Annotated in this window: 10 protein-coding genes and 1 pseudogene; 7 read left to right on the top strand and 4 right to left on the bottom strand. The window is 74.6% G+C overall.

The features are described 5' to 3' along the window. Window positions 1-230: 230 nt before the first annotated feature. Complete coding sequence (locus tag ACVJO7_RS16260) at window positions 231-2,222, top strand: alpha-1,4-glucan--maltose-1-phosphate maltosyltransferase (RefSeq protein ID WP_358481369.1); 1,992 nt, start codon at window positions 231-233, stop codon at window positions 2,220-2,222. A 67-nt stretch (window positions 2,223-2,289) separates the two neighbouring features. Here ACVJO7_RS16260 and ACVJO7_RS16255 read toward each other — a convergent pair whose 3' ends face one another. Genes ACVJO7_RS16255 through treS form a run of 3 tightly spaced genes read right to left on the bottom strand, consistent with a single transcriptional unit; the run spans window position 2,290 to window position 5,285 of the window. Further along, the gene (locus ACVJO7_RS16255; RefSeq protein WP_358481367.1) at window positions 2,290-2,727 is read right to left on the bottom strand and encodes a TA system VapC family ribonuclease toxin; all 438 of its coding nucleotides are present in this window, start codon (window positions 2,725-2,727) and stop codon (window positions 2,290-2,292) included. Then, a complete protein-coding gene (locus tag ACVJO7_RS16250) occupies window positions 2,724-2,963 on the bottom strand; it encodes a hypothetical protein (RefSeq protein ID WP_358481366.1) in 240 nt (79 codons plus the stop codon). Before ACVJO7_RS16250 ends, ACVJO7_RS16255 begins: the two co-directional genes overlap by 4 nt. 60 nt (window positions 2,964-3,023) lie before the next feature. Beyond that, entirely contained in the window at window positions 3,024-5,285 is a 2,262-nt protein-coding gene (treS, locus tag ACVJO7_RS16245; RefSeq protein WP_344030423.1) for a maltose alpha-D-glucosyltransferase, read from the bottom strand. Between the two features lie 360 nt (window positions 5,286-5,645). Here treS and ACVJO7_RS16240 point away from each other — a divergent pair, with 360 nt between their 5' ends. The 6 genes and pseudogenes from ACVJO7_RS16240 to glgB form a co-directional block, all read left to right on the top strand. Further along, a complete protein-coding gene (locus ACVJO7_RS16240; protein ID WP_491673555.1) occupies window positions 5,646-7,013 on the top strand; it encodes a maltokinase N-terminal cap-like domain-containing protein in 1,368 nt (455 codons plus the stop codon). Window positions 7,014-7,088: 75 nt separating this feature from the next. Beyond that, a complete protein-coding gene (locus tag ACVJO7_RS16235) occupies window positions 7,089-7,772 on the top strand; it encodes a DedA family protein (protein ID WP_491673554.1) in 684 nt (227 codons plus the stop codon). After that, on the top strand, window positions 7,760-8,998 hold the full coding sequence (locus ACVJO7_RS16230) for a glycosyltransferase (RefSeq protein ID WP_491673553.1): 1,239 nt from the start codon (window positions 7,760-7,762) through the stop codon (window positions 8,996-8,998). Before ACVJO7_RS16235 ends, ACVJO7_RS16230 begins: the two co-directional genes overlap by 13 nt. Continuing rightward, on the top strand, window positions 8,995-9,873 hold the full coding sequence (locus ACVJO7_RS16225) for an alpha/beta fold hydrolase (RefSeq protein WP_491673552.1): 879 nt from the start codon (window positions 8,995-8,997) through the stop codon (window positions 9,871-9,873). The genes ACVJO7_RS16230 and ACVJO7_RS16225 overlap by 4 nt, the downstream gene beginning before the upstream one ends. Further along, complete coding sequence (locus ACVJO7_RS16220) at window positions 9,870-10,991, top strand: glycosyltransferase family 4 protein (protein WP_491673551.1); 1,122 nt, start codon at window positions 9,870-9,872, stop codon at window positions 10,989-10,991. Before ACVJO7_RS16225 ends, ACVJO7_RS16220 begins: the two co-directional genes overlap by 4 nt. Before the next feature lie 103 nt (window positions 10,992-11,094). Continuing rightward, window positions 11,095-13,332 (top strand): annotated as a pseudogene (gene glgB / locus ACVJO7_RS16215) (1,4-alpha-glucan branching protein GlgB); the annotation flags it as partial. A gap of 1,162 nt (window positions 13,333-14,494) precedes the next feature. Here glgB and ACVJO7_RS16210 read toward each other — a convergent pair. Then, a complete protein-coding gene (locus tag ACVJO7_RS16210; RefSeq protein WP_491673550.1) occupies window positions 14,495-15,751 on the bottom strand; it encodes a glycosyltransferase family 87 protein in 1,257 nt (418 codons plus the stop codon). Window positions 15,752-15,766: the final 15 nt, after the last annotated feature.

The following is a 15,766-nucleotide window of genomic DNA, read 5'->3' as shown; positions in this document are numbered from 1 at the left end:
ACCACCGACACGCGTACGCGGCCCGCCCGGCCGGGGGGCCCGTGCACCGGTAGGGTTGGCTGACCGCGGGGGAGACCGGGTCCGTGCACGTCGGATCGGTTCCGTACCGCCGCGAACGCCGGCCGTCGGCGGGATGGCGGCGCCGGTGTGGCGAGCGCCGGACCGCGGCACGAGACTTCTACCGACGGTGACGACGAACCGCGGTGACGCGGAGCCTGGGGGTGCAGCCGATGACCGGTCGGCTCGGAATCGATGACGTGACGCCGTTCGTGGAGACCGGTGATCCGTCCAAGGCCGTCGTCGGCGAGGTCGTCCCGGTCCGGGCCACGGTGTGGCGCGAGGGGCACGACGCGGTCGCCGCGAACGTGGTCCTCACCCCGCTCGGCGCCGACGGTACCCCCGGCGAGCCGCGCTACGTCCGGATGCTGCCCGAGGGATCGGGCACCGACCGGTTCGGCGCCTGGGTGGTGCCCGACGCCGAGGGGCGCTGGACGTTCCGGGTGGACGCCTGGAGCGACCCGTGGGCGACCTGGCGCTCGGCCGTCGAGAAGAAGATCGCCGCCGGGCAGTCGGCCGACGAGCTGGCCAACGACCTGGAGATCGGCGCCCGGCTGCTGTCCCGGGTGGGCCGGCGTCCGTCCGAGAAGGACAACCGCGATCTGCTGCTCGGCGCGGCGAACGCCCTGCGCGACACCGCGCTGCCGCTGCGGGCACGGGTCGCCCCGGCCCTGTTCGACGCCGTCGTCACGATCATGACCGAGCGGCCGGTCCGGGAGCTGATCACCCGCGGCCCGGAGCGCCAGATCCACGTCGACCGCAGGCGCGCCCTGTTCAGCTCCTGGTACGAGTTCTTCCCGCGCTCCACCGGTGGCCGGGACGAGACCGGCCGGCCGGTGCACGGCACGTTCGCGACGTCGTCGAAGGAGCTCGACCGGGTCGCCCGGATGGGCTTCGACGTCGTCTACCTCCCGCCGATCCATCCGGTCGGCACGGTGCACCGCAAGGGCCGCAACAACTCCGTGCACGCCGAGCCGGGCGACGTCGGTTCGCCGTGGGCGATCGGCTCCGCCGCGGGCGGGCACGACGCCATCGATCCGGAGCTGGGCGACTTCGACGACTTCGACGCGTTCGTCGCGAAGGCGGGCGAGCTCGGTCTGGAGGTCGCGCTGGACCTGGCGCTGCAGTGCGCGCCGGACCACCCGTGGGTCACCGAGCACCCGGAGTGGTTCACCGTCCGGCCGGACGGCACGATCGCCTACGCGGAGAACCCGCCGAAGCGCTACCAGGACATCTACCCGCTCAACTTCGACCGCGACCCGGCCGGCATCTACGCCGAGTGCCTGCGCGTGGTCATGAAGTGGGTCGAGCACGGCGTCAAGATCTTCCGGGTCGACAACCCGCACACCAAGCCGCCGAACTTCTGGCACTGGCTGATCTGGGAGGTCAAGCGCCGGGACCCGGACGTGCTGTTCCTGGCCGAGGCGTTCACCCGCCCGGCCCGGCTGTTCGGCCTGGCCCGGCTCGGCTTCACCCAGTCCTACACGTACTTCACCTGGCGGACCGACGCCGAGGGACTGGCCGACTTCGCGACGATGCACGCCGAGCACGCCGACGAGTGCCGGCCGAACCTGTTCACCAACACCCCGGACATCCTGCACGAGTCGCTGCAGACCGGCGGCCCGGCGATGTTCGCGATCCGGGCGACGCTGGCCGCGACGATGTCGCCGACCTGGGGCGTCTACTCCGGCTTCGAGCTGTACGAGGGCACCCCGGTGAAGCCGGGCAGCGAGGAGTACCTGGACTCGGAGAAGTACGAGCTGCGGCCGCGCGACTTCGAGACCGCGCTCAACCAGGGCCGGTCGCTGGAGCCCTACCTCACCCGGCTGAACGAGATCCGCCGCGAGCACCCGTCGCTGCAGCAGCTGCGCGAGATCCACTTCCACGAGGTGGACAACGAGCAGCTGATCGCCTACTCCCGGCTGGACCCGGCGACCGGCGACCAGGTGCTCGTGGTCGTCACGCTGGACTCGTTCACCCCCCGGGAGGGCACCCTCAAGCTCGACATGCCGGCGCTGGGCCTGGACTACGCCGACGTCGTCGACGTGCACGACGAGGTGTCCGGCCAGACCTTCCGCTGGGGCGAGTACAACTTCGTCCGCCTGGTGCCGACCGAGCACGTCGCGCACATCCTGCGCCTGCCGGCGCGCACCCCGCTGGTCTGACCCGCGCTGATCACGGATCGGGAACCGGGGCGTCCGCCGGGCGGGCGTTCCGGTTCCGGATCGGTGATCACACGTCGGACGGATCCAGGACGGTGATGTCGCGGAACCGGCGGAAGTCCCGGTCGGACGTCCATATGGTCGCGACGCCGTGCTCCCGCATCAGGGCCGCGATGTGCGCGTCGGGCACCAGGTTCCCCCGGACGACGTCTCCGGCGACCGTGTCCCGGAAGGCGCTCCAGAAGCCGTCCCCCTCGCCCGGTGTCCGGATGTGCGGCCGCGACACCAGGTCCTCCAGGTTCGCCAGGGCGGTGGCCGGGTCGAGCGGCCGGGTGAAGATCCGCGGGTGCGTCGCGATCCGCAGGTAGGCCATGGCGACCGGCCAGAAGACGTGCACCAGTCCGGGCCCCACCGCCAGCCGGTCGAGCAGGTACCGGTTGGCCTCGTGCCGGGGACTGTCCGCGTCCGAGGCATAGAGGAGGACGTTCGCGTCGACGGTGACGCTCACCCGTCACCGTCGAGCAGGTCGAGGACGGCGTCGCGGTCGTCGAGATCGACGCGGGCCCCCATCGGGGCCGACGTCCAGTCGAGCGGCCTGGCCGCCGGCCCCTCGGCGCGCATCTCGTCCTCCAGCGCCTTGGCGAGGAGCTCGGACATGAGCGCACCGAGGGTGGTCCGTCGCCGCTGCTGCAGCTTCTTGAGCTGCATCAGCACCGATCCGTCGATGTCCACCGTCGTCCGCACATCACAAGCGTAGCCGCCGCGCATCAGATGCGTCGATGCTCGGCGTACGGATCCGGGCGGTCAGGCCCCGTCCTCGACCGGCGGCGCCTCCAGCACCACCGCGGTCGCCCGGAACGGCGTCATGTCCACCCGGAACCCGTTCAGGTCGTCCACCGTCCCGACGGTCTCCCCGGAGAACAGGTCGACCACCTGCGATCCCGGCTCGAAGTGGTCGGACCGCACCGCGGCGTCGACGTGCTCGTCGGCGAAGTTCAGCACGGTCGCCTGGGTGCGGCCGTCGTCGAGCGCGTGCACCATCACCAGCAGCCCGCGGTGCGCGACATCGGGCACGTCGATCTGCCGCGCCGTCGCCACCCCGCTGTGCTTGCGGACGGCCAGGATCGCCTGCATCTGCCGGGCGAAGCTGGTCTCGTCGGTGAGCTGGTCGGGCAGCGGGCCGTAGAGGCTGCGCCCGCGGGGCATCCCGGCCGAGGACCGGTCGGCGCCCGGCGAGTGGCCCATCAGGTCGTGCGCCGGGCGGGAGATCCACCGGGTGTCGCCGGAGGCCAGCAGGTCCGACACCTGCTCGGGGGGCAGTGTCAGCATGCCGAGCAGGTCCCAGCCGGACAGCGCGAACACGCCGGGCTGGAACGCGTTGAACATGACCAGCAGCAGGTGCACCCGGCGGATCCGGTCGACGTCGTCCGGGGTGATGTCGTCGAGCGCGGTGATCCCGAGCGACGCGGCGATCACGGTCGCGGTGGTGCAGGCGATCCCGTTCGTCGTGAAGATCAGGTTGTACGGGACGTCCGGGCCGGCCAGGTGGTCGCACAGGTCGCGCCGGATGGTGTCGGCGAGCTCGCCGCCGGTGATCTCCTCGCCGCGGAAGGCGAACAGCTCGGTGGCGTGCCCGGCCGTCCAGTGCACCAGCTCGTAGGTCAGCTCGTCGTGGTTCTGCAGGGCGTGCACCAGCGACGCCGGATCGACGCCCAGGTCGAGCGCGGTGCGCAGGGTGAGCCGCAGGAACTCGGTGTCCGAGGTCGCCAGCGCGTGGTGGTAGGCGGGCCGGTTGATGAAGTCGTAGGACAGGTCGGCGCCGGCCTCGGAGGTGACCTTGATGTCGTCGACGGTCAGGTTCAGCTCCTGGAAGGTGAACCCGCCGACCTTGCGCACCATGCTCGCGATCAGGTGGTTCGCCGCCTCGGACAGCGGATGCCCCTCGGACCAGCCGGGCATCCCGCCGGCCGACTTCTCGACGCCGAGGAAGCCGTTGGCGTCCAGGCGCAGCGCACCGGAGCCGAGATCGGCCAGCGAGTGCAGGGCGTCGCCCATCACCATCCGCATCCCGGCGAAGGTCGGGTCCAGCCAGTTCACCGACGGCTGGCCGTCCTTGAAGTAGTGCAGGTACACCCACCGCCGGACGACGCCGTCGACCCCGGTGACCTCGCCGGTCACCGACCAGTTGGTCTCCTTCACGCCCTCCCGGAAGAAGATCACCCGTTGCAGCCGCCCGACGATGTAGCCGGCCTTCTCCAGTGCCTCCTCGGTGGCGGCGTCGAGATTGACCGAGTCCCGGCCGGGCGGCACGTCGGGCAGCGTGCCCCAGTCCGCGGGCTCGATCTCCACCATGTGGTAGATCCCCGGGTAGTCGCCGTAGGCGAGCTCGGCGAGCCGGAAGTCGGGGCCCTTGCCGGTGTGCCCGGGCACGACGTCGTCGATGATCGTGCCGCCGTGCCAGGTGGCGGTGGCGCACATGCCGCGGAACTCGTCCTCGGTGCCGAACACCGGATCGATCTCGTTGGAGATCCGGTCGAAGTGCCCGTCGACGCTCGGGGTGGGCTGCCAGCCGGACAGTCCGCCCGCCCGCTTCACCGGCCCGGTGTGCACGCCCTCGATGCCGATCGTCTCGAACGCCTGCCACAGCTCCTCGTCGCCGAGCGCGCCGAGGAAGGACACGCCGGGCCGGGTGATCAGCGAGATCGGGTAGGCGGTGAACCAGACCGACGCGGTCTCCACGGCGTGCCGCGGGCCGGGGCTGGCGAACGGGTTCTGCCACATCGAGCCCTGCCCGGAGAACTGCCGGGCCAGCTCGTCGGCGTGCCCGAGCATCGACTGCGCGAGCAGCCAGGACACGTACACCGGGTTCTCGCCCGACGCGGGGCCGTCCTGGGCGACCGAGCGGCGGCGCACCGTCGACCGGACCCGGGCGCGGTGGCGCAGCGTCCGCGGGCGGGCCTCGTGGAAGTACTCGGCGAAGTTGACGTCCGGCGGCTGCGGGGCGGGTTCCTCGCCGGAGACCCCGGAGGTCGCAGTGTCCTCGGCCATCGGCTCTCGCTCGCTCACGCCGCCGGTCCTCCGGGTCGCTGTCGGGGCTCGTCGGTGCCCGCGCGCACCCGGCCTCGCACGGCCGGGCACGGCGACCACGGACCGGACGGTGCCGGAACGTGCCGGTCCGCCACGGGCCCACGGGGCACCGGGATCAGTATGGGTTTCCGGGCACGGGGCTGCCCGGGAGAGGGGCTCGGTGACCGCCCGTGACGACGGGTGGTCCATCCGCAACGGACAGTACCAGTGGGTCGGGTGCACACCCGGCCCGGACCGCCGCCCACGGTTAGGGTTCGGCGGACGCGGAACGTGCCGGTACGCACGGTGCCGCAGCGAGACCACAGCCGGGCGTGCGCTCCGGCGGGAGGGGGACGACGCGTGGGCCCGACCGGAGCATCCGACCACCTCACGGCGCTCCCCGAGCTGCTCCGGGGCTGGCTGCCGGGGCGGCGCTGGTTCGCCGAGAAGGGCAGGCCGCTGCAGGCGGTCCGGATCGCCGCCCGGACCGCGCTGCCGGCACCGGCCGGGCTGCTCGGGCTCGACGTGCTGGTGCTCGCGGTCTCCTTCGCCGACGGGCCGGACCGGCACTACCAGCTGCACCTCGCCCGGCGCGCCGGCGGCGGCCCCGCCGCGGCGGTGATCGGCGAGCTGGACGGCGTGCTGCTCTACGACGGGCTGCACGATCCGGCCGTCACCGGCTGGCTGCTCGACGCGATCGCCGCCGGCCGCACCGTGGACGGGCTCGCGTTCGTGCCCGAGCCCGGCGCCGCGCTGCCCACCGCCGAGACCGGCACCGTCGTCGACGCCGAGCAGTCCAACACCTCGGTCCGCTGGGGCGAGCGGTCCATCCTCAAGTTCTACCGGCGGCTCTCCCCCGGCCTGAACCCCGATCTGGAGCTGCACCGCGCGCTGCGCTCGGCCGGGGTCGGCGCGGTCGCCGCGCTGCAGGGCGCGATCGAGGGCACCCTCGACGGCCTGCCCGCCACCTACGGCCTGCTGCAGGAGTTCGCCGCCGGATCGCAGGACGGCTGGGAGCGCGCCGTGCACGCCGTCCGGGACGGGCGGGACTTCACCGACGACGCCCGCGCGCTCGGCGGCGCGCTCGCCGACGTGCACCTGGCGCTGCGCGACGAGCTCGGCGCCGGCGAGGCCGATCCGGTCGCGATGGCCGGCTACTGGACGTCCCGGCTGGAGACGGTCGCCGCCCAGGTCCCGGTCCTCGCCCCGCAGGTGCCCGCGATCCGGGCCGTCTACGACGAGGTGGCCGCGCTCGGCGAGCCGGTCGCCGTCCAGCGGGTGCACGGCGACCTGCACCTCGGCCAGACCCTGCGCACCCCCGGCGGCGGCTGGCTGATCATCGACTTCGAGGGCGAGCCGGCTGCCACCCCGGCCGAGCGGCGGGCACCGGACGCCGCGGTGCGCGACGTCGTCGGGATGCTGTTCTCCTTCGAGTACGCGGCCTTCCACCACCTGCTCTCCAGCTCCGACACGCCCGGCGCAGGTCTCGGTTCGGACACTCCGGAGTCCCGTGCGGCACACACCTGGTCGACCGCCAACCGGGACGCCTTCTGCGCCGGTTACGCCGCGCGCACGGGCACCGACCCGCGCGCGCAGACCGCGCTGCTGCGCGCGTTCGAACTGGACAAGGCCGTCTACCAGGTGCTCTACGAGACGCGCAGCCGCCCGACCTGGCTGCCGATCCCGCTGACCGCGATCGCACGTACCACGTCCGGGCCGGGGGTGTAACCCGGTAGCCACCGGACCTTCCCGAACCCGTCTCCCGGGCAACGCCCGACGTCCCGGGCGGACGGTCGCGGGATCGTGGAATCCTCCGAAGAGGAGGAACACTGCGATGAGACGACGACGCCGGGCGACCCGATGATCCCGGGCGTGGACGACGTGCTGGGGCTGATGCTCGCACCCGGGCCGGGCACGCTCGCCCTGACCCTCGCGGTGCTCGCTCTCGGCGTGTTCCTGGAGGGGCCGGTCGTCACCGTGGTGGCCGGCTCGCTCGCCGGTGCCGGGATCCTCGACTGGTGGACCGTGCTGCTGGTCGCCGTCGTCGCCGACGTCGTCGCCGACACCGCGCTCCACCTGCTCGGCCGGGCCGGCCGACGGCCCCGGGTGGCACCCGTCCTGGTGAAGCTGGGACTGACCGGCGGACGCTGGGAGATGCTGCGGGAACGGGTGGGGGACAATCTCGGGCACGTGGTGCTGGGGGCGAAACTGGTCGACGTCGGAGCCATCCCCGCGTTCCTGGCCACCGGCCTGGCGGGGGTGTCCTACCGCCGGTTCCTGGCCTGGGTCGTCCCCGCCACCGTGGTCCGGGCAGCGCTGCTGGTCGGGATCGGCTGGGCGGTCGGCGGCCGGCTCGCCGCCGAGCTGGCGGACCGGCCGTGGATCCTGGTGGTGGCCGGGCTCGGCGTCGGCCTCGGGCTGGTGGCCGGGCGCGCACTGTGGGTGCGCGCCACGACCTCGCGGAAGGAGAACGTGTGCGCGTCCTGATCGGGGCCGACACCTGGGTCCCGGACGTCAACGGGGCCTCCTACGCCGCCCGCCGGCTGGCCGCCGGGCTGGCCGGGCGCGGGCACGACGTGCACGTCGTGGCACCCGCCCGCGGCCTGCGCAGCCGGCCCGCCCGGAAGGTGGGGCCGCTGACCGAGCACCGGATCCGCTCGTTCCCGGTGCCGAAACCGCCCGACTTCCGGCTCTGCGTCCCGCTCGCCCTGCGGCACACCGCCCGCAGGCTGCTGACCCGGGTCCGGCCGGACGTGGTGCACGTGCAGAGCCACATGATCCTCGGCCGGGCCCTGCTGGCCGCGGCGCAGGAGCTGGGCATCCCCACGGTGGCGACGACGCACATGATCCCGGAGAACATCCTGCCCGCGATCAGCTTCCTGCACCTGCCACCGGCGCAGCTGAAGAAGCTGTTCTGGCGGGACGCGGCGCGGGTGCTCGCCCGGGCCGGCCTGGTCACCGCCCCCACCCCGCTGGCCGCGGCGCTCGCCGAGCGCAACGGGGTGCCGGGGCCGGTGATGCCGGTGTCGAACGGCCTGGACCTGTCCCGGTTCCGGCCGGACACCGAGGGCCGCGGGACGGCGTTCCGGATCCGCCACGGCATCCCGGGGTCCGCCCCGGTCGCCGGGTTCGTCGGGCGGCTGGACCGGGAGAAGCACGTCGACGAGCTGGTCCGGGCGCTGCCGCTGGTCCGGGAGACGCTGCCGGAGGCGCGCCTGGTCGTCGTCGGTGACGGGGAGGAGCGGATGCGGCTGCACGCCGCGGCGCGCGCCGCCGGGGTCGGGCACGCCGTCGTCTTCACCGGGCGGATCACCGACGAGGAGATCCCGGACGTCTACGCCGCGCTGGACGTGTTCGTCAACGCGGGCACCGCGGAGCTGCAGAGCCTGGTCACGCTGGAGGCGATGGCGACCGGGAAGCCGGTCGTCGCGGTCGACGCCGGCGCGCTGCCGCACCTGGCGCGGCAGGGCGAGAACGGCTTCCGCTACCCGCACGGCGACGTGCCCGCGCTGGCCGAGCGGCTGGTCCGGGTGCTCGGCGACCCGGCCGGCGCCGCGTCGATGGGCGAGGCCAGCCTGCGGATCGCCGGCGAGCACGGGATGGACGCCACCCTCGACGCGTTCGAGGTGCTGTACCGCTCCCGGGCCGCCCCGATCGTCGGCCCGCGGCCGGTCCGCCACACCGCCGACCGGCGCACCGGATCCCGGCGGTGACCGCCGCCCTCCGGGTGGGGGCGCCGCGCACCGGGCGCGCCGAGCGCACCGTCGACGGCGCCCGGACCGTCGTGCACACCGTCGGCGACCCGGCGGCGCCGCCGCTGCTGGCGCTGCACGGGCTGCGCGGCAGCCATCACGGGCTGGCACCGCTGGCGGCGCGGCTGCCCGGCCTCCGGGTCGTCGTACCGGACCTGCCCGGATTCGGCGCGTCGCCGCCGTTCACCGACCGCGCGCACGACGTCGCCGGGTACGCCCGCTGGGCGGCCGCGCTGCTGCGCGATCTCGGGCCGGGCGCGGCGCTGCTCGGCCACTCGTTCGGCTCGGTCGTGGCGACCGCCACCGCCGCCACCGCGGCACCGCGCGCGCTGGTGCTCCTCAACCCGATCGCCGAGCCCGCCTCCGCGGCGGGCGGGGTGACCGGCGCCGGGACCCGGCTGACCGCGCTGCTGCACGAGGGCGCCGCCCGGCTGCGGCTCGACGGGGTCCTGCGGCACCGGCTGCTCGCCGACGCCGCGACGGCCACCATGGCCACCACCACCGATCCGCTGCTGCGGCACTGGATCGCCGACGAGCACCGGGCCCGGTTCGGCACCTTCGCCGACGTCCGGTCGCTGCTGGAGGCGTTCCGGGCGGCCGGCTCCGGCTCGGCGCGGTCCTGGGCGCCGCGGGTGACCTCCCCGGTGCTGCTGCTCGCCGGCGCCCGGGACCGGGTCGCGCCGGTCGCCGGGCAGCACGCGCTCGCCGCCGCGTTCCCGGACGCCCGGCTGGTCCTGCTGCCGCGCACCGGGCACCTGGTGCACTACGAGGCCCCGGCGTGGGCGGCCCGGGAGATCACCGGGTTCCTCGGCGGGCTCCCCGGATCGCCCCGGTGAGGATCCTCGTCGACTGCCGCTACATCCGGCCCGGCACGCCGGACGGGATCGGCCGCTACACCACCGGCCTGGTCCGGGCGCTGGACCGGCTGCACCCGGTCGAGCTGCTGGTGTCCGACCCGCTGCAGCGCGACGGACTGCCGGACCGGCCGGCGCACACCCTGCCCGCACCCACCGGGCCCGGCGAGCCGTTCGTCGCCCGGCGGGTGAACCGGCTGCTCGGCGGCGCGGGCGGTGCACCCGCCGATCCGGACACCGTGGTGTTCTCCCCGATGCAGACGATGGGCACGCTCGGGCGGCGCTACGCCGTCGTGCTGACCGTGCACGACCTCATCTACTACCGGCACCGGACGCCGCCGCCGTGGCTGGCCGCGCCGGTCCGCGCGCTGTGGCGCGGCTACCACCTGTCCTGGTGGCCGCAGCGGCTGCTGCTGGCCGGGGCCGACGCGGTCGCCGTGGTGTCCCGGGCGACCGGCGATCTGGTCGGCGCGCACCGGCTCACCCGGCGGCCGGTCGCCGTCGTCCCGGACGCCACCGACTTCCATCTCCCCGACGGCACGCCGCGGCGCACCCGGCCGGCGGGCAACCGGATCGTCTACGCCGGGTCGTTCATGCCGTACAAGAACGTGGCGACGCTGGCCCGGGCCGCGGCCCTGCTCGACGACCACGAGCTGCACCTGGTCTCGCCGGTCCCGCCCGGGGTGCGCGAGGAGCTGGTCCGGCTGGCCGCCCCGAACCGCCCGGTGTTCCACGACGGTGTCGACGACGCCGGCTACCGGGCGCTGCTGGACGGTGCGACGGCGCTGGTGTCCGCCTCCCGGGACGAGGGCTTCGGGCTGCCCGTGCTGGAGGCGATGGCCCGCGGCTGCCCGGTCGTCGTCTCCGACATCGCGGCCTTCCGGGAGGTCGCGGGCGACGCCGGGCTGTTCGCCGATCCGGACGATCCGGCCGGTTTCGCCGCCGCCGTCCGCTCGCTGGCCGGGTGCTGGCCGGAGCGCTCGGACGCGGTGCGGGAGCGCGCCCGGACGCAGACCTGGGACGCCGCCGCGGCCGCCTTGCTGGGTCTGCTGACGGACACCGTCACCCGTCGGCGTCACCCGGCCGGAGGGCCCCGCTGACGCCGTGCGCAGGCGGCCGCACTGCGATCGGGCAACGGTGGGTCCCCGCGGTCGGCGGCTCCTGCCGAAGGCCAGTACGGTTCCGCAGGTGACCTCCGAAGAGATGCGAGCGACGCGAGCGACCCCGGCGGCGCGGGCGACGGAGGAGACGCACGTGCCGGACCGGGCGACGATCGACCGGTTGCTGGGCGGGGCCCACCACGACCCGCACTCGGTGCTGGGCGCACACCCGCACGCCGACGGCACGGTGATCCGGGTGCTGCAGCCGCACGCCACCTCGGTGGCCGTGCTGCCGAACGGTGAGCGCGAGCTGGCCCACGAGCTGGAGCGGGTGCACGACGCCGGGCTGTTCTCCGGGGTCGTCCCCGGTTCCGGCGGCGACTACCGGCTGCTCGTGCGGCACGGCGACGACCCGGCCGCCGAGCGGATCGTCGACGACCCGTACCGCTGGCTGCCCACGCTCGGCGAGATGGACCTGCACCTGATCGGCGAGGGACGCCACGAGCGGCTGTGGGACGTGCTCGGCGCGCACGTGCGCGAGTACGACACCGCGTCCGGCCCGGTGGCCGGCACCAGCTTCGCCGTCTGGGCACCGAACGCCGGCGGCGTGCGGGTGACCGGCGACTTCGACGGCTGGGCCGGCTGGACGCTGCCGATGCGGTCGCTGGGCGGCTCGGGCATCTGGGAGATCTTCCTGCCCGGCGTCGGGGTCGGTGCCCGCTACAAGTTCCGGGTGCTCGGCCCGGACGGGCGCTGGCGGGACAAGGCCGACCCGATGGCGTACGCGACCGAGATCCCGCCGCAGACCGCCTCCGTCGTCACCACGCCGGTGCACGAGTGGGGCGACCAGGAGTGGATGGCGGCGCGCGCGGACCGCAGGCCGCACCAGGAGCCGATGAGCGTCTACGAGCTGCACCTCGGCTCGTGGATCCCGGGCCTGGACTACCGGGAGATCGCCGAGCGGCTGGTCGCCTACCTGGACACCACCGGGTTCACCCACGTCGAGCTGCTGCCGGTGGCCGAGCACCCGTTCGGCGGGTCCTGGGGCTACCAGGTCACCTCGTACTACGCGCCGACCTCGCGGTTCGGCACCCCGGACGACTTCCGCTGGTTCGTCGACCGGCTGCACCGGGCCGGGTACGGCGTCATCGTCGACTGGGTGCCCGCGCACTTCCCGCGCGACGAATGGGCGCTCGCCAAGTTCGACGGCACCGCCTGCTACGAGCACGCCGATCCGCGCCGCGGCGAGCAGCCGGACTGGGGCACCCTGGTGTTCGACTTCGGCCGCAACGAGGTGCGCAACTTCCTCGTCGCGAACGCGCTGTACTGGCTGGAGTCGTTCCACATCGACGGCCTGCGGGTGGACGCGGTCGCCTCGATGCTCTACCTGGACTACTCCCGGGCCGACGGCCAGTGGCTGCCGAACGTGCACGGCGGCCGGGAGAACCTGGACGCGGTGGCCTTCCTGCAGGAGATGAACGCCACCGTCTACCGGGAGCACCCCGGCGTCGTCACGATCGCCGAGGAGTCCACCGCCTGGCCCGGCGTCACCCGCCCCACCTACATGGGCGGCCTGGGCTTCGGCCTGAAGTGGAACATGGGCTGGATGCACGACACGCTCGACTACACCGGGCGTGACCCGATCCACCGCAGCTACCACCACAACCAGATGACGTTCTCGCTGATGTACGCGTTCAGCGAGAACTACGTGCTGCCGATCAGCCACGACGAGGTCGTGCACGGCAAGGGCTCGCTGTGGACCCGGATGCCCGGGGACGACTGGAAGAAGGCGGCCGGCGTCCGCGCCCTGCTCGCCTACATGTGGGCGCACCCGGGCAAGCAGCTGCTGTTCATGGGCGGCGAGTTCGGCCAGCCCCGGGAGTGGTCCGAGCAGCGCTCGCTGGACTGGCACCTGCAGGAGACCGATCCGCTGCACGGCGGCATCACCGCACTGGTCGGCGACCTGAACCGGGCCTACCGGGGGCACTCCGCGCTGTGGTCGCACGACACCACGCCGGAGGGCTTCTCCTGGATCGACGCCAACGACGCGACCGGCAACGTCTTCTCGTTCCTGCGGCACGGCGTCGACGCCGACGGCCGGCCCACCGTGCTGGCCTGCATCGCGAACTTCGCCGGCGCCCCGCGGCAGGACTACCGGGTCGGGCTGCCGTTCGCCGGGAACTGGACCGAGCTGGTGAACACCGACGCGTCCAGCTACGGCGGGTCCGGGGTGGGCAACCTGGGCCGGGTGCGGGCCGAGCAGCAGATGTGGCACGGCCAGCCGGCGTCGGCGGTGCTGCAGCTGCCGCCGTCGGGCGTGCTGTGGGTGGTGCCGGAGCAGACCGGCGGGCCGGTGACCTCGGCCCCGGCCGCGGTGTCCGGATCGGTGCCGCCGCCGCTGCCGGCGGGTGAGCTGCCCGACGAGCCGGAGACCACCGACGTCGACGCCCCCGCGACCCCGGACGACGGCTACCGGGCCGCTGCGCCGGATCCGGTGCGGTCGGGGCCGTGGAACGGGGCCACCGGGGCCGGGGCGACCGGAGCCGGAGCGACCGGAGCCGGAGCCACCGGGGCCGGGGCGACCAACGGCGCCCACAGCGCCGCCGGCTCGCTCGGCACGCCCGGCACCGAGGGCTCTCCCGCTGCCGACAGCCCGCTCGCTGCCGACAGCCCGGACCTCTCCACGGGTGCGCGCGGCGACGGCCCCCTCGGCGGCTCCGACGATCCGCCCGGCACCGAAGGCACTTTCAGCTCCGACGACTCGCGCCGTGCCGAGGGCTCCGACAGCTCCGGCTCGGTGTCGGAGAGCGTGGCCCCGGCGCCCGGGACGATCGGGGCGCGCGCGGTGCGCAACGGGTCCTTCGTGACCGGGAGCTCCGGGACCGGCCGGTCGGACACCGGCACGTCGTCAGCCGACTGATCCCCTCCACCGGCGGCCCGGGCACCGGCACGATCCTCACCGCCGGCCCCGGGCACCGGCACGGTCCCCACCGGCAGCCCTCGCGCACCAGCGCAGTCCCCACCGGCGGCCCCGCACACCGGCCCGGTCCCTACCGGTAACCCCCGCGCACCGGCACGGTTCTAGCGGCAGGCCGGGCACCGGCACGGCGCGCCGCCCGCGGCCCGCTCGGCCGGGACCGCGGCGTCCGGTGCGCGGTGGTCCTCGGTACCTGCGTGCTGCGGGGCACGGGGCGCACCCGCGGGCGCCGGCGCTCCGGCCGCGTCGTCGTCGGGCCGCCAGGGGACCCAGGCCGTCGGCTCGGGGAGCCGATCGACGTCCACCCACACTCGGGCCACGTTCCTCCTTCCGGTGCCGTCCGTCCGCGCATCCGGCGGATCGTTCGATCCGCCGGATGCCGACGTCCGGCCGCGCGTCCTCGCGCTTGGTAGCAAGGAGCTTTACAAGACCTCACCGTAAGGAGGGGTCGCCTCTTCCGCAGAACGGAACACAACGCCGTTTCACGGCGGATCGGATCGGTGAACGGTCCACCAACGGTCCGGGCTCAGGCGCCCGGTCGCACCGGCTCCCCCGCGGCCCCGGGGCGACGGTCCGGCCGCGACACCGGCGCGCTCCCGGGCGGCACCGGGCCGGTCGCCGGCCGCAGCAACGCCCACCAGGCCGCCAGCAGCACCGCGGTGTAGAGCGCGCGGCCCAGCGGGCTGAGCGGGAAGCCGTCGGCCCACAGGTCGCCCCAGGCGACCGGGATCACGGCCAGCGCGAACAGGGCCGCCACCACCCGTCGCCGGGTGTCCCCCGGCCGTCCGGACGCGGCCAGCGCGAGCAGACCGGGCCAGAGCAGCAGCAGGTAGTTGTGCCAGGAGATGGGCGCCGCGAGCAGGCCGGTGGCCAGCACCGCGAACGGCGCCGTCCCGCCGGGATCGGTGCCCGCGACGAGCCCGGACCCGTACCGGGCGGTGCGCCGCGCGTAGTGCGCGAGGGTCCCGAGCAGCAGCGCCGCCCCCAGCACCGTCCCGACGGCGGCCGGGAGCCCCCAGCGCAGCGCCAGGCCGGGCAGCGAGGCGTTGTCCAGGGTCGGGCCGACCGGCTCGGCCAGCGCCATCGTCAGCCACTGCCACGCCGTCGACCAGCCGGCGACCGCCACGCCCACCAGGGTCGCGACCGCGGCCGCCCCGACGCCCGCGGCGAACGGCCGCCACCGCCGCTGGGCCGCCGCGAGCAGCAGCAACGGCGCCAGGGACGGCTTGAGCGCCACCGTGATCCCGTACAGCACCGCCGCGGCGACCGGATGCCCGCGGCGCTCGGCGATCCAGCCCGCGGTGATCCCGGCCAGCAGCAGCGGATAGATCTGGCCGAGCAGCAGCGTCCCGTGCAGCGGCGACGACGCCAGCACCGCGCCCAGCCCCAGCAGCGTCCAGCCGGGGCCGAGGCGCAGCTCCCGGCCGGCCGCGACGACCGAACCGGCCACGAGCAGCACCGAGCAGACCGTCAGGATCCGGTAGCCGGTCAGCGCGTCGAGCGCCCCCAGCGGCGCCAGCAGGACGCTGAGCAGCGGCGGATTGAGGTTGTGCAGCCGGGCGCCGGTGTCGTAGATGACCGAGCTGCCCGGCCCGTACTCGACCAGCGCACGCGCCGAGTGCCAGAAGGTGTCGAAGTCGACGTGCATACCCGCGACGTCCGGATGCGGGATCCACCGCAGCAGCGGCGGCGGTCCGAACGCGAGCAGCAGCGCCGCGGTCAGCAGCGCGACGGCGGTGACGGCCGGGGCGGCCCGGCGGACCAGCCGGTGCAGTCGGGTCACAGCGGGCCCCGTGTC

This window comes from Pseudonocardia sp. DxW, assembly GCF_058448985.1.
The sequence above is the reverse complement of the archived record's forward strand: the minus strand, read 5'-3'. Positions and strand labels throughout refer to the sequence as shown.